The organism is Novosphingobium guangzhouense (assembly GCF_002896965.1).
Classification (GTDB): Bacteria; Pseudomonadota; Alphaproteobacteria; order Sphingomonadales; family Sphingomonadaceae; genus Novosphingobium; species Novosphingobium guangzhouense.
The window spans coordinates 62,791-78,804 of the sequence record NZ_LYMM01000051.1 but is presented as its reverse complement, the minus strand read 5'-3'; the positions used below and the strand labels follow the sequence as shown (position 1 = coordinate 78,804).

Genomic DNA, 16,014 nt, shown 5'->3' with positions numbered 1-16,014 from the left:
GGGCGCGGGCGTCAACTCGCCGCCAGTTCCTCCAACTGCCGCGCCCAGTCGCGGTGCCACTTCTGTACCAGAATTTCGTTCGCGCCCAGCACCGCGCTGAAGCCTTCCGGCGCATTTAGCAGGTTGCGATAGGCTTCCTCGGAAACGCTGTAGTCCTCGGTACGCACCACGTCCTCAATGAAGCCGTGGAGCACCTGCCAGTCCTCATCCGGCTGCGGGCCGTCGGCGTGGCCGGGGCGATAGGTGGCCATGCGCGTTACCGTACTGCCGGGCGTCTCGCCGGGGTAGAGGTGGTAAAAGCCGTAGAACATCTCTCCGTTCGGCCCGGAGGATACGTTCAGGTTGATGTTGGGGAAGATGAAATAGTTGCCGCCGAAGTTCTCGTCCGGCCATTCGGCTTCCGGCGCGTCGGCCAGCGCATACCAGTCCTTGCGGGGAAAGCCCATGCGGGCGTGGCGGGCGAAGGGGGTCAGTGCCATCACGTTGGAGACAAGGCGCGGGGCCACCGTGGTCGCGTGCAGGGTCGCGAAGTGGTAGCTTTCGCAATACGTGTCCCAGGCACATTTCCAGTTGGTGCGCGTTTCCAGCTGCGTATGGCGCATCGGGCGCGCGCGGCCGAGTTCGAGGTGCTCCAGCTCCGCCGCGAAAGGGCCAAGCCATTCGGCAAGGTCGATCTGGCCGCCATCGGGATCGGCGCGCACGAAGACCATGCCCGCCCATTCCGCCACCGGCAGTTCGACAAGGCCGCGCGCCTCGCGTTCCATCCCGGCGAAGCCCTCCGCGCCGGGCAGGCCGATCAGCCGGCCCTTCAGGTCGAAAGTCCAGCCGTGGAACCGACAGGTCATGCGCTTGCGGCTGTCGCATTCGGTGACCAGGCGCGCTGCGCGGTGTGGGCACATGTTGAGGAAGGCGCGCACTTGTCCGTCGCCGTCGCGCAGGATCACGATCTCTGGGCCCAACGCGTCGAACAGCAGCTTGTCGCCGGGCTGCGCCACGTCGAGCGAAAGGCAGGCCATGATCGGCAGCTTGCGGAACGCTGCGCGTTCCTGCGCGTGGCGTTCGGGATCGACGTAGGCGCGGGCGTCGATCTCCATGACGGCATCGGCAAGGTCCGTGCGCCCGTCGCGCAATCGCTCCACAAGGGCGCGGCGCAGTGACTTGTGGGATTCCTGACGGGCGAGAGAGGGGGGCGGAACTGGTTCGGCGGTCATCGGGTCAATCTCCCCGGTAACGGATGAAGGCGATCAGGCTCAGCGCCTTGAGCACGGCCGGATAGACCGCAAAGCAAAGCACCAGTGTGGTCAGCGCGGCGGAAGACTGAGGCACGGTTCCGCTGCCCTTGGCGCCGACGAACCCGCCAAGGCTGAGCAGCACGCCGGTGATTGCCGGGCCAAGCGCGAACGCGACTTTTTCCAGCGCGCTGAACACGCCGGAATAGACGCCCGCACGCGATGCGCCGGTTGTTTCGCGATCGTGCTGGATGGTGTCTGTCAGCATCGACAGCGCCATCAGCAGGTACATCGAATTGAACAGGCCCCACAGAAACCCGCGCAGTGCCATTAACGCCATGCTGGGGGCGGGAATGCCGATGTGCGCGGCAATCCATGCGTTCTCGGTCGGACCCGCGGTGATCCACGAGAGGCAGAACAGCGACCAGCCGAGCACACCGGTTACAAATAGCGCGCGCTTGGAGAACCGCTTGCTCAGCCACACAGTCAGCGGCTGGGCAACGAGCACCGAGGCGGCGGCAAAGACGTTGACGATGGCCAGTGCGCCCGCATCATGCAGGACATAGAGGAAGAACAGGCCGAAGACCGTATACGTCATACCCTGCGCCGTCAGCGCGACGAAGTAGGTGGTGGAAAGGCTCACGAAACTGCGGTTGCGCCACAAGGCCAGGATATCACCCTTCCCCGTCGCGCCTTCGGGGCGGGGAAGGGTGATCAGGCGCGTGCGGCGCACCGTGGCCCAGGTTACGCCCATGCTGACAAGGCAGACTGCACCGTAAAGCAACCCCATGCGGTTGAAGCCATGCCAGCCGTCTCCGAGCCATTGGGCAACGGGCAGGGCATATCCCGCGCCGATCGCAACCCCGATGGCCAGGAAGACGAGGCGATAGGCAAGGATCGTCGTGCGTTCGCGCGGGCTCTCGCTCATCTCGGACGCGACGGAAAGGTAAGGCACCGAGAACAGGCTGTAGGCGGTGGATGCAAGCGCGAAGGCAAGCGACATGTAGGCCGCGCTCGCCAGCGGCGATGCGAAATCCGGCGCGCTGAACATCAGCACGAAGGCAAGCCCTGACAGCAGCGCTCCCGCGCCAAGGAAGGGCGCGCGTCCCCAGCTTGCGGCGCGGCGATCGGACCAGCCGCCGACCAGCGGATCGCAGAATACGATCCAGGCCTTGGGAATCAGAATCGCGATGCCCGCCATCCACGCCGGGATGCCAAGCACGGTGATCATGTAGATCGGCAGGATCAGCGCGGGCGTGTCACGGAAGATCTGCGCCCCCACCGCGCCGCTGCCGTAGCCCAGCCTGGTGGCAAGGGAGACAGGCGGCTCCCTCCGCACTGGGGGCTCCTGCACCCGCGTTGGGGGGATGGCGGTGTCGCAGGTCGCTTCGAGCATCAGCTTTTCCCCGGATAGGCGCTGGCCACCGCGTCCGCAGAGGGCTGGTGGAGGGCCTTGGGCATGGAATATTCAAGCAGCCCCTCGTCGCCGTATTCGCGCCCGAAACCGCTCGCCTCCGATCCGCCGAACGGCAGGTCGAATGAGAAGCCGCTGCGATTGTGCGCGTTGACGAGGCAGAGCCCGGCAGGGAGCGAGGCGGCGATATCCCACGCCCGCTGCGTATCGCAGGACCAGACAGATGCGCTGAGGCAGGCACCGTTGGACGCCCATCTGCGCACTTGCGCCTCGTCCTTCCAGGTGACGATCGGCATGATCGGACCGAACTGTTCGTCCCGCACGAGTTCGGCATCGTCGGTCAGCCCGGTGACGAGCTGCGGCGGTACGAAGTAGCCTTGTTCCGGATGGTCGCAGATGTGGCCCAGCAGCGGGACGACCACCCCGCCGTCGCACCGTGCCTGCGCTGCGATCCGGCTGATGCGGCCTTGCGCCTGTGCGCTGATGACCGGTCCGATGTTGGTTCGCGGATCAAGCGGATCACCCATGTAGAGCAGCCGCCGCGCCGTCTCGACGTAGGCATCGATGAAACGGGGGGCGAGCGCTTCGTGGACGTATAGGCGCTTGGCTGCCATGCAGACTTGCCCTGCGTTGAGGAAGCTGGCCCAGACCAGCGCTTCCATGCGCGCGGTGGTGAGCTCAAAATCCTCCAGCACGATCAGGGGGTCGTTGCCGCCCAGTTCCATCACGCTGGGAATGAAGCGGCGGCTGGTCTGCTCCAGCACTGCACGGCCGACAGTGCTGCCGCCGGTGAAGGCAACTTTGGTCACTTCGGGCGCAGCGATCAGCGCCTCTCCCGTTTCCGCGCCACCGTTGACGGCGCGCAGCACGCCGGCGGGCAGGTGAGCAGCGATCATGGACACGATGGCGCTGAGCGTAAGCGGAGCGAAGGGAGAGGGCTTTACCAGGACCGCGTTGCCGGAAAGCAGGGCCGGGGCGATCTTGGTCATGGCCAGGATGATCGGTGCGTTCCACGGAACGATCGCCGCGATCACGCCATAGGGCGCGCGCCGCACCACACGCCGTCCCGGCCCTTCGCCGCGCACATCGTCTGCGAGCAGGCGGCGGGCGCGCTCTTCCATGTCGGCGGCGAAGGCCAGCGCGAAGCGTATCTCTCCGGCGCATTCGCCAACCGGCTTGCCCATTTCGGTGGCCATCGTGCGGGCAAGGGCGTCGACGCCCTCAACGCTGCCGAGCGCTTTTCGCAGCAGCGCTGCACGTGCCTCGAAATCGAGTGCCGCCCATTCGCGCTGTGCCTGCGCGGCGGCAGACGCAGCAGCGTGCACTTCGGCCGGACTGTCGCGGCGGATGCGTCCGGCCAGTTCGTCGGGCCGGGCGGGGTTTTCGCGCAAAAGCCATTTGCCCTGCGTGTCCGCCATGCTCGACGCGGCGAAGTCTCCCAACTTCGGATGGCCGGTCTGCGAATGCGGGGCCAAGGTCTCTCAGCCTTCCTTGAGGAAGCGGACGCAGGCTTGGGTCCACTCTTCCGGGAATTCCTCGATCGTGTCGAGCGTGCCGCCCTCTATCCGGTAGTCCGGGATCTTGCCTTCAAGGAAATGCAGGCATTTCATGATGCCCGGCGCCGAAAGATCCTTGTCACCCCACACGATGAAACCGGGCACCGTCACGTCGAAGCGCAGCTGTTTGAGCGTGTCCAGCTTGCTGGCGGCATAGTAGCTGGCCTGTGCGTTCTCACCCGCTGTCAGAGCTGCGACGTAGAGCTTTTCGAACGCCTTGAGGTTCTTCACGGGCGAAACGTTCTTCCAGCGCAGCTGCCACAGGCGGGTCAGGTGGCTGCCGTCTTCTTCTGCGATGGTCGCAGGTGCACGCATCGGCACCACGCCTTCGTCGGGGTGGAGCAGCACCGGGCCGGACAGCACGAACTTCTTGACCCGCTCCGGGTACTGCACCGCCAGTTGAGTGGCGAAATAGGCGCCGGTGTGGACCCCGATGACGGCGATCGGATCGGTCAGCCCCATGTCGTCGAGGAATTCCACGATGGTGCGGGCATATTCCTCAGGCTCGACGAGCCGGCCGGGCAGGTCGGACATGCCATAGCCGATGGTGTCGAGGCAGATCGTGCGGAAATGCTCGCCCAGCATCGGCAGCACGGTGTCGAACATGCCGCTCGACTGCGGGGCCTGATGGAGACACAGGATCGGCTCTCCCGCGCCATGCTCGCGGTAATGGAGCTGACCAAGGAAGCAACTGGAATAGCCGCGCTTGAAGTTGACGGGCGCGGTGTCGATGGTCGGGATCATGACGGCTCCTGCTGGCTGGCCTCGGGTGCGAGCGGCAGCTCGGCAAGGCTTCGGAAGATGGTGGATACGAAGGCGGCGCGGCTTTCGCGCATCGCGGCGGTTTCGTCGGGAGTGAAGGTGAAGCTTTCGATAGCGGCTGGGCTGAGCGTGCCCTGAGTGGCAAGGATGCCCTCCAGCACGGCATTGCGCCGCTTGAGCACCCAGACTTGCGCTGCCATTTCGAGCATGACGTCCATCATCGCGTCGAGGCGGCGGTCGCCCAGGAACGGGCGGCCATCGGCAAGCCCCTCGCTCTTGTCCAGCCAGCGGCGCAGGTCGGTGACTTCGTCAGGTGACATCGGCGGGCCTCATGCGGATTTCCTGCAAACGCGGATCTGCAGCGCCCCGGTGGAGGTGGCGGCAGGGCGATAATCGGGATCGACGTCGTCGAAGTGGGCCTGGAGCAGCGCGGTGAAGTCGGAATGGACGAAGGCGGGGGCGTAAGGCTCGCCGTTATACCAGCTGTCGAACAGGCGCATGCAGTGGCGGCCGCTGAGTTCATCGACAGGAATGTGCGGGAAATCGATGATAGTGAAGGTGCCGCCGGGCTTCAGGATGCGCGCGGCCTCTTTCACGACGGCTTCGGCCACTTCGCGCGGCAGTTCGTGGAACAGGATCATCGCCAGCGCTGCGTCGACGCTGTCATCCGCGAATTCTAGGGCGGAGGCGTCGGCTTGGCTGAAGTGGACCTCGATCCCCAACTCGTGCGCGCGGGCATGGCCATATCGCAGCATCGGCGCAGCAAGATCGATGCCGTGGACTTCGGCCTCAGGGAAGCGCAGCTTGAAGGCGGTGGTGGACTGGCCGACGCCGCAGCCAAAGTCGACGATGCGTTCCGGCGCACCTTCGATCGGGCACCAGGTGGCCATGACGTTGTGCAGCCGGTCATCATCGTTGCCGCCGGTGAAGAACACCTTGGAGCCATAGTGAAACACGAACCCGGCAAGCGGGTCGTCGTGATAGTTGCCCGGCTGCAGGTGAATGTCCTGCGCGCGGAAGTATTCGGGATAGGCAAAGTCCGGGTCGATCCGCAGCAGGTGAGGCGCGGCCGACTCGGCGTGCTCCAGCCAGCCTTCCAGTTCGCCTGCGATGCGGCGATAGGTATCGCCGGTGCCGCGCCACATCATCATCTGGGTCGATCGCATCATGCGCCGCGCCATCTGGGCGGCGGGCGCATGGTCAAGCGCGTTGAACAGGTCCTGCACGCGGGGGCGGGGGGACTGAGTCTCCATCGTTGCACCGATTGCATCACCCGCCCCGACCAGACGCGGCACCATGCGTGAAAGGTTGAAGGCGCGCATCCCCTCCACGAAATCGACGTAGCTTTCATCGTCGAGGCTGGCCGCACCGCGCAAGGTGCCAATGGGGGGGCGGCTCACGCCGGGATGCTTTCGCGCAGCGCAAGAATCGCACCATAGAGTTCCGGGCGCGTGTCCATGATGAGGTCGGTTGCGCCCATCAGCCGCTTGTCGCGGTTAGGGGCAAGATCGATCTCTACGGTGAACACGCCGGTGATCGAGGGCGCCATGTGGCGGTCGGGTGCGTTGACTTGCTTGGTCTGCGGAAAGCGGTATTCCGGTGGCGTGGTGCAGACGGTGCCGGGCTTGGGGCAGGAGGCGTCCGCGCGCGATGCGCTGACGATGGTGACGTGGTTCTCGGCCGACCGTGCGGTGAGCATGAGTTCGTGGTGCCAGTCCGTGCGCCAGGCGGCAGGGCAGGCGATCAGGTCCACGCCCTTGCGGGCCAGCACGCGGGCGGCTTCGGGAAACAGCAGGTCTTCGCCCAGCAGCAGCCCGATGCGGCCGAAAGGCAGATCGAACACCGGAAGGCGATCGCCGAGCACCATCTCGTCTGACGCGGGATCGTCGTGGATTTGGCGGTACTCACCGATCACGCCTTCGGGTCCGTAGAGGACGGCGCGGTTGACGCGCTTGCCGCCCTCGCGCCCAGGCAATCCGGCGACGATGTAGGTGCCCGCTAGGGCTGCGGTTTCGACGAGCGCTGTGGTCGCTTCGTCGAGGCGGGCATCATCCCCGAAATCCCATGCAAAGAATTCGGGAAGCACTGCCAGACCCGCAGGCGCCGCCGCGATCATCGCGATGGCCTGCGCCAGCCGTTCATCGAAAGTGGCGCCGTCCGGTACGATGGTCGTCAGCGCCACCTTCCCGGCGGGAGCGCGGCCTTCGGTAAGGGCTGCCAGCGTGGTGTTCTCTTCCCCCATCAGGGCGTAGAGTTCGGGCCGCCGCCGCGCCATGCGCTCTTCGCGTTCAAGCTTTGACAGATCGATGTCGGCGAAGACCAGCCCTACGTCATCATGCGTCGCGCGGGCCAGAGGGACACCGTCCGGGCCGACGATCTGGCTTTCGCCTGCACCCTTCACGAAGTCGCGTGTCATGCCCGCCGCATCGATCAGATCCTGCAGATCCTGTCCCTTGACCATGTCCCCCACCCGGTTGGCGGAGATCATGAAGTAGCCGTTCTCTGCCGCGCGCGCCGGAATATGCAGGTTCGCCTCGTCCACACCGTTCGAGCAGAGCGAGTTCAGCACGATGTCCGCACCCAGGCACGCCATCGTGCGCGAAGTTTCAGGCACCAGCCCGTCCATGCAGGATATCATGCCGATGCGCCCGATCGCGGTGTCGTAGACCCGCCCGTCCTCGTCCGAGGGGAAGAAGGCGTCGCGCTCGATCCACATCAGCACCTGCTTCTTGTTGGAGCCGATGTATTCGCCGTCAGGGCCGATCAGGTGGTTGACCATCCACGCCTTGGGGAATGGTCCGCGCACTGCGGCGTTGAAACCAATGAAAAGGCTATGTTCGCGCGCCTTGGCGCGGATCGCGGTGATCAGCGGCCCGTCAAGGGTGACCGCTTCGCGCCAGGCGTGTTCACGATCGGAGTAGGACGTGGGGTAGTTGCAGCATTCCTGAAAGTGGACCAGCCTTGCCCCGCCCGCCGCTGCCTCGTCGGCAAGGCGCAGGATGTCTGCAAGAACGCGGCCGGTGTCCTTGCCGGTTTCGAACTGTGCCGTGGCTACCCTGAGCATCAAGTGTGCCTTTCGGATCAGAAATCGAATTCGAGGGTGTCGCCGAATGTTTTCTGGTCGAATTCGGCCAGTTCGTAAGTCACGCCCTTGGCGTGGCCGATTACCCTTGCGCAGATGCGATCCTGCCCTGTCGTCCAGACTTCGATGTCTGCATCGATGGCGCCGGTGTGCCAGAGGTAGTGATCGCAGACGAACTTGCCGGCGGGGACTTCGATTTCCTCTTCACCGATATATTCGATGGCCAGCGTCACTTCCTTGCCGTGCGTCATCTGGCCACCGTTCCAGGTGGCCGATGTGGTGAGGATGCGCACATGCTGGGTGCCTTCCACTGTGCGGTCGCACTGGGTAAACTTCCAGCCTTCGACAACGGTGGGGTGATAGCCCAGAACAAGGTCGCCGCCGCCGGGGAGCTGGGCCTGTTCGATCGGGCTGCCGTCCGGCGCGATGAGCAGCGATGTGACCTCATCGCCCACCACGCGGCGCACCAGCACGCCCTGGAATTCGTTGCCCACGAACAGGCGCAGATGGCCGTCCATTGGCATGAAAGCGGCGTTGACCGTCTGGGTGACGTGGCGCACCAGCGAAGTGCCGGGAAAGCGCGTCATCGACTGCGCGGTATGGGTGCCGTCCGGATTGGTGGTGACGATGAAGTTTTCCCATTCGACCCACTTCGAGCGGTCGTCGCTGGGGCCCATAACGTAGCTGCCGGTGGTGCGGGTAAGGGGCATTCGATGTACCTCTCTGTCGGTCCGGATGGCCGGCCCGCATGATTGGGTCCGGGGCCATTGCTTCGGAGTTCGACGTGGAGGCTGCCTCAGCCTTGGCGAACGGCAAATCGACGCCGCTGCCTCTATTCACCAATCGAGGATTTATCGACTGGCGGGCAATGAAGGTATTGCCTGTTGCCGTGTCAGAGCGGGGTGGCGGTGACGATCATGCGGCCGAGGAACACCGGGTTTTCCGCGCCGATGACAGGGGGCGCAGGGGGCAATGCTGTCGCGGCGACGCTGCTGAGGAGGGCTGAAGACATGGCAAGGGCGGCAAAGGCGGGAAGCAGGCGTGTCATGTTCGGCGTCGTCCATCAGAGGCTGTCGATGGGGCCGATATGACTGCGCAGTGTCGCAGGATTTTGCCGCATCTGCACCAATCTGTCTGAAACTGTATTGAGCGGTAATCTCAACAAGCCTTCGAAAATCGGGTGGAACGGCGCTGCGCAATGTATCGTTCCGCAGTGCGGGAAGCTCTCTCCACCTGCCGATCATTCGGGGGCACCGGTCTGTCATTGCGGGCTTCGCGATGCTTGCTAGATATCAATCTAACGGAGATTGGGTTCATGACTTATCGCCTGGGGGTGGACGTCGGTGGGACGTTTACCGACCTTTTGCTGCTCGATCAGAAGAATGGCTCGTTCTGGCGCCACAAGACGCCCTCCACCCCGCATGACAGCTCGGAAGGCATCCTGAACGGCCTTGGCGCGATCTGCGAGAAGGCGGGAATCACGCCTGCGGATATCGAGTACTTCCTCCACGGCACGACCGTCGCGACCAATGCGGTGCTCGAAGGCAAGGGGTCGCGCGTCGGTCTTGTCGTGACCGAGGGTTACGGGCAGGTCATGCAGATCGCCCGCTCGTTCGTGCCCGGCGGCCTTGCAGGCTGGATCGTGTGGCCCAAGCCTGAACCGCTCGCCGCGCTTGAGGATACGGTGGAAATCGCCGGTCGCATCGACGCCCAGGGCAACGAAATCCGCCCGATCGACGAAGCCGGCATTCGCGCCGCCCTTGAAAAGCTGAAGGCGCAGGGCGTCGAAGCGCTCACCGTCAGCCTGATGAACGGCTATCTCAACGGCGCGCACGAAAAGCGCGTCGCGGAACTGGCGGCAGAGATCATGCCCGAAGTGCCGATCTCCCTCAGCCACCTTGTCCTGCCGGAAATGCAGGAATACGAACGTACCCTGACCACCGTGGCCAACGCGGCCGTGCGTCCGGTCGTGGGCAAGTACGTGCGCAACTTGCGCGACAATCTGCGCGGCGGCGGCATGGCGGGTTCGCTTTCGCTACTGCGTTCTGACGGCGGCCTCATGTCGTCCGAAAAATCGGAAGAGCAGCCGGTCGCACTGCTGATGTCCGGCCCTGCAGGCGGCGTCACGGGCGCGCTGTGGGTTGGCAAGAATGCCGGGATCAAGAACATCCTGACGCTCGACGTCGGCGGCACCTCCACGGACGTCGCGCTGATCGAGAACCTGGAGGCGCGCCGCGTGCGTACCACCGAAGTCGGCCACCTCTCTGTTCGTGCCTCGGCGCTGGACGTGAAGACGGTTGGTGCTGGTGGCGGTTCGATTGCCTATGTGCCCGAACTGACCGGTGCGCTGCGCGTCGGCCCGCAATCGGCGGGTGCGGTTCCGGGGCCGGTGGCTTACGGCAAGGGCGGCACCCTGCCGACCGTGACCGACGCCAACGTGGTGCTCGGCTACCTGCCCGAGAACCTCCTGGGCGGCACCTTCAAGCTTGATCGCGAAGGCGCCAAGGCGGCGGTGCAGACCATCGCCGACAAGCTGGGCATCGGCCTGATGGAAGCAGCGCGCGGCATTATTGATATCGTCAATGAGAACATGTTCGGCGCGCTGCGCATGATCTCGGTGCAGCAGGGCTACGATCCGCGCCACTTCGCGGTGATGGGCTTTGGCGGAGCCGGTCCGCTCCACGTCAACGCCGTCGCCAAGCTAATGGGTTCGTGGCCTGCGGTTTCGCCCGTTTCTCCGGGCGTGCTCTGCGCGCTGGGCGATGCGACCACGCGCATGCGCACTGAAACGGCGCGCTCTTTCTCCAAGCGCTTCTCGGAAACGCAGGAAGCCGAAGTCATCGCCCTGCTGGAAGAGATGGCCGCGCAGACCACGAAGGAACTGACGGCCGAAGGCATCGCGGATGCTGACGTCACCGTGCAGTTCGAACTCGACGTGCGTTACGAAGGCCAGGCCTTCGAAGTGCCGCTCTCGATCAGCCCCGAAGTTCTCAAGGCCGATGGTCTGGCTGGTGTGAAGGCACGCTTCGATGCAGAGCATGAGCGTCTGTTCACGTTCAACATGGACACCGAGCATGAACTGGTGAACCTGCGCGCCGTGGCGCTCGGGCCGCTGCTTGAACTGGAAGCGCTGCGTCTGCCCGAAGGCAACGGCGATCCGGTCGACGCCAAGGTGCGCGACCACGAACTGTGGTTCAACGGTGCCATGGCCCCTGCCGCAATCTACGACCGCGCCAAGCTGCGCGCTGGCGATGTGATCAAGGGCCCGGCCATCGTCACCGAGATGGACTCGACCACGCTCATCGAAGGCGACTGTGTCGGTACCGTCGATGCGGTCGGCAACATCCTGATCAACCTGGCCTGAGGGGAGAGAAACAATGCCCGCACGTATCATCCAGGCTAACGAAACGCCCTTCAACAAGGTCGATATCGACCCCGTCACCCTCGAAGTCATCGAGAACGCGCTGCGTAACGCGCGCGTAGAGATGGACGCCACGCTGGTGCGCACCGCCATGTCGCCCGGCATCCGCGAACAGGGTGACGCCTTCCCGCTGATCGCGGACCATCAGGGCCGCATGATCGTGGGCCAGTTCGGCTCCTACATCGGCCCGTTCCTCGACGGGTTCGACGGTACGGTCGAAGACGGCGACATGATCTTCCTGTCCGACCCTTACTCGGTCGGTGGTGCGATCAGCCACTGCAACGACTGGCTCGTGCTGCTGCCCGTGTTCAAGGACGGCCGCCTGATCGCCTATACCTCGATGTTCGGGCACCAGAGCGACATCGGCGGCATGGTCCCCGGCTCTATGCCGATCCACGCCACCGAGATCTTCCAGGAAGGCGTGCGCATCCCGCCCGTCAAGATCTGGAAGAAGGGTGAATACAACGAGGACCTGATCAAGCTGGTCATGCACCAGTCGCGCACCCCGGCGTGGTGCAAGGCGGACCTCAACGCGCTGATCGCATCGTGCCGCGTCGCCGCGCACCGCGTAGTGGAAATGGCCGAGCGCTTTGGCGATGACGTGTTCGTTTCGGCCACGGACCTGCTGCTTGACCGCAACTACCGCGCTATGCAGCAGCTGATCGCCAGTTCGATCGGCGAGGAAAAGGTCAGCTTCGAAGACTACATCTGCGACGACGGTATGGGCTTCGGGCCATACAAGATCAAGTGCACGATGTGGCGCGAGAATGGCCGCGTCGTCCTCGACTTCGATGGCACCGATCCGCAGAGCCAGGCATCGATCAACATGTTCCTGAACGAGAACATGATGCGCATGTTCTTCGGCATCTACATGATCATGGTCTTCGATCCGCAGATCCTGTTCAACGACGGCTACTATCCGCTGATCGACGTGCGTATCCCGGAAGGCTCGCTGCTGAAGCCCAAGTTCCCGGCCGCGCTTTCGGGCCGTACCCACGTGCTGGGTCGCCTGTTTGACATTCTGGGCGGCCTGCTCGGCCAGAAGACCCCGGAATTCCTCAACGCCGCCGGCTTCTCGTCGTCGCCGCACCTGTTCTACGCAGGCACCGACAAGGCCGGCAAGTGGTTCCAGCTGTTCCAGATCGGCTTCGGTGGCATTCCCGGTCGTCCGCTGGGTGACGGACCGGATGGGCACTCGCTGTTCCCCGGCTTTACCAACGTTCCGAACGAGTTTCTTGAACGTTACTTCCCGCTCGTCATCGAGAAGTACGAGACGGTGCCGGATTCGGGCGGCGCGGGCCTGCATCGTGGCGGCAACGGCATCAACATGGTCTACCGCTTCCTGGAGCCGGGCGTGATCGCAATCCACGACGACCGCTGGTTCGTACCGCCCTGGGGTGTCAACGGCGGCCATCCGGGCAAGCGCGCGCGCAAGCTGCTGGTGAAGGCCGACGGCACCGAGATCGTCGTCGGCAACAAGCTGGAAGACTACCCGGTCGAGGCGGGTGACGTGCTGCACTTCATCACCTGGGGCGGCGGCGGCTGGGGCGACCCGCTGGATCGCGATCCGGCACTGGTGCTCAAGGAAATCGGGCAGGGCCTCGTTACCGTCGAGGGTGCGAAGGACTACGGTGTAGTCATCGTCGACGGCGCAGTCGATGAAGCCGCTACCAAGGCTCTGCGCGACAAGCTGCGCAGCGATCGCGGCGAGATCGGCGTGTTCGACTTTGGCCCTGACATCGAAACGCTGCGCAAGAACTGCCTGGCCGAAACCGGCCTGCCTGCACCGACCGCGCCCAAGTGGAACCGCGACGAAGTGGAACTGGCCGAGGCTGCGGAATGACCGACCTGCTCGACGACTACAACCGTGGCGGCTTCGGCGGGGCATTGCAGCCTGGCAAGAAGCCGGCGCTCTTGCTGGTGGACGTGGTTGTGGCCTATCTCACGCCCGGCCAGCCGCTCTATTCGCCTCGTTTCGAGACCGCGCTCGCCTCGTGTGAGCGCCTGACCGAAGCGGCGCGCAAGGCGGGCGTGCCGGTGATCTTCACCAACGTCGTCTATCGCGCGGGTGGTGTGGACGGCGGCTTGTTCTACAAGAAGGTGCCCGCGTTGGAGGCTTTCCTTGAAGGTTCTGCGCTGGGCGCCTTCCCGGACACGCTTCAGCCGCGTGCGGATGAAGTGGTCGTGACGAAGCAGTATGCCTCTTCGTTCTTCGGCACTTCGCTGGCGGCGACGCTGACCAGTATGGGGGTGGACAGCCTGTTCATCACCGGCTTCTCAACATCAGGCTGTGTTCGCGCTTCGGCATTGGATGCCCTGCAGAACGGCTTCGTGCCTCTGGTAGTAGCCGATGCCTGCGGTGATCGGGACGAGCGCCCGCATGAAGCGAACCTGTTTGACTTGTCGAAGAAGTACGCCGAAGTGCTCAGTGAACAGCAGGCGATCGCCCTGATGGGCTGAGCCTGTCCGTTTGAACGAAAGCATATGCAAAGGCACGGCCGATGGCTGTGCCTTTGTTGTTTCTGCCTCAGGCGGCAGGAATTAGGCAGAGAGAACGGGCACCTAGCGTTTAGGCCAGCCTTCCGCTTGGCCCCTGCGGGGTTAAGCAAGGGGCATGGGAAAGGTAAGACAGATATTGCTGGCGCGGCGTCCGGAAGGAATGCCCGTGCCTGAAGATTTCCAGCTTGCACAAGCGGAAATGCCGGAACCGGGTGACGGTGAGTTTCTGGTGGCGATGCGGGTCGGGTCGGTGGACCCGGCGATTCGCGGTTTCCTTGACGATCGGCCCAGCTACATCGAACCCGTTGCGCTGGGCGCGCCGATCAACGGGATGTCGCTGGGAGAGGTCGTGGCGTCCCGCAACCCTGACTATCCGGTCGGCACTCTGGTCCGGGCCTTTGCGACCTGGCAGGACCATTTCATCCTGTCGGGCGACAGCTGGGGGCTGGAGAAGGTCGAACAGCAGCCGGGGACCGACCTGCATCATTACATGGGCGCGCTGGGCCCGGTCGGCCTGACCGCATGGGTCGGCCTGTTCGCCGTGGGCGAGGCCAAGGCAGGCGAAACCGTGCTGGTCAGCGCTGCGGCAGGCGCGACCGGTTCCACCGTGGGCCAGATCGCGAAGGCGCGGGGATGCAGGGTCATCGGCATCGTCGGGTCCGCGCAAAAGGCAGACGTGATCCGTGAACTCGGCTTCGATGCCGCGATCGACTATCGCGCGACGCCTGATATCGCCGTGGAAGTCGCCCGGCATGCACCCGATGGCGTGGATGTCTATTTCGACAACGTTGGCGGAGAGATGCTGGAAGCGATCCTGCCGCTCATGAGGCTGCACGGGCGCGTCGCTGTCTGCGGCATGATCGGGCAGTACAATGATGCAGATCACCCTTACGGCGTCAGGACGCTGTGGCAGCTGGTGGTGAACCGCATCAGGATGCAGGGCTTCATCACTTACGACTATCCGCACGTGCTGGCAGAGGCGCAGGCGGAACTGGACCAGTGGGTGGCGGCAGGCAAGCTGCGCCCGCTGGCCAATTTGCGCGACGGGTTCGAGAACCTGCCCGCCGCTTTCATCGACCTCATGTCTGGCCGCACCATCGGCAAGACGCTGGTCCGCATCTGAGATCCGGAAAAACGATGGCTACCATGAGCGAAACCTACCACCCCGTCATCGCCGAGGCCGACTTTCCCGAAGAGGGCAAGGCCGCGATCCTCCTGCGCGGCTGGAGCGTGCTGATAATCAGGGTCGAGGACGGCTTTCGCGCCGTGAACGACCGCTGCACCCATCAGGCGGCTTTACTGTCGCCCGGCCGGGTGCGCCGCGGCGCGATCATGTGCCCCTTGCACGGCGCCCGCTTCGAGGCGGCGACAGGACGGTGCATCGGCGGCGCCTATGCGGACTTGCGCGTCTTTGCGCTGCGGATCGAAGGCGGAATGATCGAGGTCGCGGTGCCTGACGAGGCTCCTGGCCCGAACGAAAGGCCCGTAACGGCATGAACTCGCACAAGGCATAGTTTCGCCCGCCGGGACAGGGGCTAGCATCCTTCCGAAACGAAACGGGAGAATGCCGAAATGCCCTTCACCGGCCCCTTCGAGGACCGCCTCGCCATTCGCGAGCTGCTGGAGACTTATGCCGATGCGGTGACGCGCCACGATGCCGATGCATGGGGCGCGACTTGGGCCGAGGATGCGGAATGGTCGCTGCCGGACTATCCCGAACTGGGAACCACGAAAGGCCGCCGGGCCATCGTCGCCATGTGGGTGGAAGCGATGAAGGCTTATCCGGGCATCATGTTCGAGGCATGGCCCGGTTCGATCGAGATCAGCGGCGAAAGCGCGGTGATGCGCAGCTACACCTCGGAAGTCTACGATCAGGACGGCGTCACTATGCGCGATCGCGGCGTATATGAGGATACTTGCGTGAAAGTGGGCGGCAAGTGGCTGTTCCAGAGCCGTTCGTTCCGTAACATCCACCGCCAGCACGCACCGCGCGGAGTATAAAGGACTAATCGCGCTGGATTAGTCTGTGCAGACGGGGATTCGACAGGCTG

General features: G+C 64.3%; 15 protein-coding genes. 6 read left to right on the top strand and 9 right to left on the bottom strand.

What is annotated here, in order from left to right; genetic code table 11:
- Positions 1-11 precede the first annotated feature (11 nt).
- The 9 genes from A8V01_RS18400 to A8V01_RS28720 form a co-directional block, all read right to left on the bottom strand.
- Positions 12-1,211 (bottom strand): aromatic ring-hydroxylating oxygenase subunit alpha, encoded by a 1,200-nt coding sequence (locus A8V01_RS18400; RefSeq protein ID WP_103097699.1) that lies wholly within the window; start codon positions 1,209-1,211, stop codon positions 12-14.
- Between the two features lie 4 nt (positions 1,212-1,215).
- On the bottom strand, positions 1,216-2,625 hold the full coding sequence (locus A8V01_RS18395) for an MFS transporter (protein WP_103097697.1): 1,410 nt from the start codon (positions 2,623-2,625) through the stop codon (positions 1,216-1,218).
- Positions 2,625-4,118 (bottom strand): aldehyde dehydrogenase family protein, encoded by a 1,494-nt coding sequence (locus A8V01_RS18390; RefSeq protein ID WP_103097695.1) that lies wholly within the window; start codon positions 4,116-4,118, stop codon positions 2,625-2,627. The genes A8V01_RS18395 and A8V01_RS18390 overlap by 1 nt, the downstream gene beginning before the upstream one ends.
- Before the next feature lie 6 nt (positions 4,119-4,124).
- Positions 4,125-4,943, bottom strand: coding sequence for an alpha/beta fold hydrolase (locus tag A8V01_RS18385; protein WP_103097693.1), 819 nt, complete (start codon positions 4,941-4,943; stop codon positions 4,125-4,127).
- On the bottom strand, positions 4,940-5,281 hold the full coding sequence (locus A8V01_RS18380; protein WP_103097692.1) for a hypothetical protein: 342 nt from the start codon (positions 5,279-5,281) through the stop codon (positions 4,940-4,942). The genes A8V01_RS18385 and A8V01_RS18380 overlap by 4 nt, the downstream gene beginning before the upstream one ends.
- Before the next feature lie 9 nt (positions 5,282-5,290).
- On the bottom strand, positions 5,291-6,361 hold the full coding sequence (locus A8V01_RS18375) for a class I SAM-dependent methyltransferase (protein WP_103097689.1): 1,071 nt from the start codon (positions 6,359-6,361) through the stop codon (positions 5,291-5,293).
- Positions 6,358-8,025: a carbon-nitrogen hydrolase family protein gene (locus tag A8V01_RS18370; protein ID WP_103097686.1), complete on the bottom strand. Its 1,668-nt coding sequence runs from the start codon at positions 8,023-8,025 to the stop codon at positions 6,358-6,360. Before A8V01_RS18370 ends, A8V01_RS18375 begins: the two co-directional genes overlap by 4 nt.
- A gap of 17 nt (positions 8,026-8,042) precedes the next feature.
- The gene (locus tag A8V01_RS18365; protein WP_103097684.1) at positions 8,043-8,753 is read right to left on the bottom strand and encodes a hypothetical protein; all 711 of its coding nucleotides are present in this window, start codon (positions 8,751-8,753) and stop codon (positions 8,043-8,045) included.
- A gap of 182 nt (positions 8,754-8,935) precedes the next feature.
- The gene (locus tag A8V01_RS28720; RefSeq protein WP_170065980.1) at positions 8,936-9,091 is read right to left on the bottom strand and encodes a hypothetical protein; all 156 of its coding nucleotides are present in this window, start codon (positions 9,089-9,091) and stop codon (positions 8,936-8,938) included.
- Positions 9,092-9,358: 267 nt separating this feature from the next.
- On the opposite strand from A8V01_RS28720, the gene A8V01_RS18360 reads away from it, so the two are divergent.
- From A8V01_RS18360 to A8V01_RS18335, 6 genes are all read left to right on the top strand, one after another.
- Positions 9,359-11,407: a hydantoinase/oxoprolinase family protein gene (locus A8V01_RS18360; RefSeq protein ID WP_103097682.1), complete on the top strand. Its 2,049-nt coding sequence runs from the start codon at positions 9,359-9,361 to the stop codon at positions 11,405-11,407.
- Between the two features lie 13 nt (positions 11,408-11,420).
- On the top strand, positions 11,421-13,307 hold the full coding sequence (locus tag A8V01_RS18355) for a hydantoinase B/oxoprolinase family protein (protein WP_103097679.1): 1,887 nt from the start codon (positions 11,421-11,423) through the stop codon (positions 13,305-13,307).
- Positions 13,304-13,924 carry an isochorismatase family protein gene (locus A8V01_RS18350; RefSeq protein WP_103097675.1) on the top strand — a complete coding sequence of 207 codons (621 nt, stop codon included), beginning with the start codon at positions 13,304-13,306 and terminating at the stop codon, positions 13,922-13,924. The genes A8V01_RS18355 and A8V01_RS18350 overlap by 4 nt, the downstream gene beginning before the upstream one ends.
- Positions 13,925-14,078: 154 nt before the next feature.
- Positions 14,079-15,086: an NADP-dependent oxidoreductase gene (locus tag A8V01_RS18345; protein ID WP_103097672.1), complete on the top strand. Its 1,008-nt coding sequence runs from the start codon at positions 14,079-14,081 to the stop codon at positions 15,084-15,086.
- Between the two features lie 23 nt (positions 15,087-15,109).
- Positions 15,110-15,460, top strand: coding sequence for a Rieske (2Fe-2S) protein (locus A8V01_RS18340; protein ID WP_103097669.1), 351 nt, complete (start codon positions 15,110-15,112; stop codon positions 15,458-15,460).
- Between the two features lie 75 nt (positions 15,461-15,535).
- Positions 15,536-15,964 carry a nuclear transport factor 2 family protein gene (locus A8V01_RS18335; RefSeq protein ID WP_103097666.1) on the top strand — a complete coding sequence of 143 codons (429 nt, stop codon included), beginning with the start codon at positions 15,536-15,538 and terminating at the stop codon, positions 15,962-15,964.
- Positions 15,965-16,014: the final 50 nt, after the last annotated feature.

Excerpts from the sequence above, each read along its gene's own strand:
- A8V01_RS18385 (WP_103097693.1), bottom strand. The coding sequence starts at position 4,943 with ATGATCCCGACCATCGACACCGCGCCCGTCAACTTCAAGCGCGGCTAT.
- A8V01_RS18340 (WP_103097669.1), top strand. The coding sequence starts at position 15,110 with ATGAGCGAAACCTACCACCCCGTCATCGCCGAGGCCGACTTTCCCGAA.
- A8V01_RS18360 (WP_103097682.1), top strand. The coding sequence starts at position 9,359 with ATGACTTATCGCCTGGGGGTGGACGTCGGTGGGACGTTTACCGACCTT.
- A8V01_RS28720 (WP_170065980.1), bottom strand. The coding sequence starts at position 9,091 with ATGACACGCCTGCTTCCCGCCTTTGCCGCCCTTGCCATGTCTTCAGCC.
- A8V01_RS18355 (WP_103097679.1), top strand. The coding sequence starts at position 11,421 with ATGCCCGCACGTATCATCCAGGCTAACGAAACGCCCTTCAACAAGGTC.
- A8V01_RS18370 (WP_103097686.1), bottom strand. The coding sequence starts at position 8,025 with ATGCTCAGGGTAGCCACGGCACAGTTCGAAACCGGCAAGGACACCGGC.
- A8V01_RS18400 (WP_103097699.1), bottom strand. The coding sequence starts at position 1,211 with ATGACCGCCGAACCAGTTCCGCCCCCCTCTCTCGCCCGTCAGGAATCC.
- A8V01_RS18365 (WP_103097684.1), bottom strand. The coding sequence starts at position 8,753 with ATGCCCCTTACCCGCACCACCGGCAGCTACGTTATGGGCCCCAGCGAC.
- A8V01_RS18395 (WP_103097697.1), bottom strand. The coding sequence starts at position 2,625 with ATGCTCGAAGCGACCTGCGACACCGCCATCCCCCCAACGCGGGTGCAG.
- A8V01_RS18345 (WP_103097672.1), top strand. The coding sequence starts at position 14,079 with ATGGGAAAGGTAAGACAGATATTGCTGGCGCGGCGTCCGGAAGGAATG.
- A8V01_RS18335 (WP_103097666.1), top strand. The coding sequence starts at position 15,536 with ATGCCCTTCACCGGCCCCTTCGAGGACCGCCTCGCCATTCGCGAGCTG.
- A8V01_RS18350 (WP_103097675.1), top strand. The coding sequence starts at position 13,304 with ATGACCGACCTGCTCGACGACTACAACCGTGGCGGCTTCGGCGGGGCA.
- A8V01_RS18380 (WP_103097692.1), bottom strand. The coding sequence starts at position 5,281 with ATGTCACCTGACGAAGTCACCGACCTGCGCCGCTGGCTGGACAAGAGC.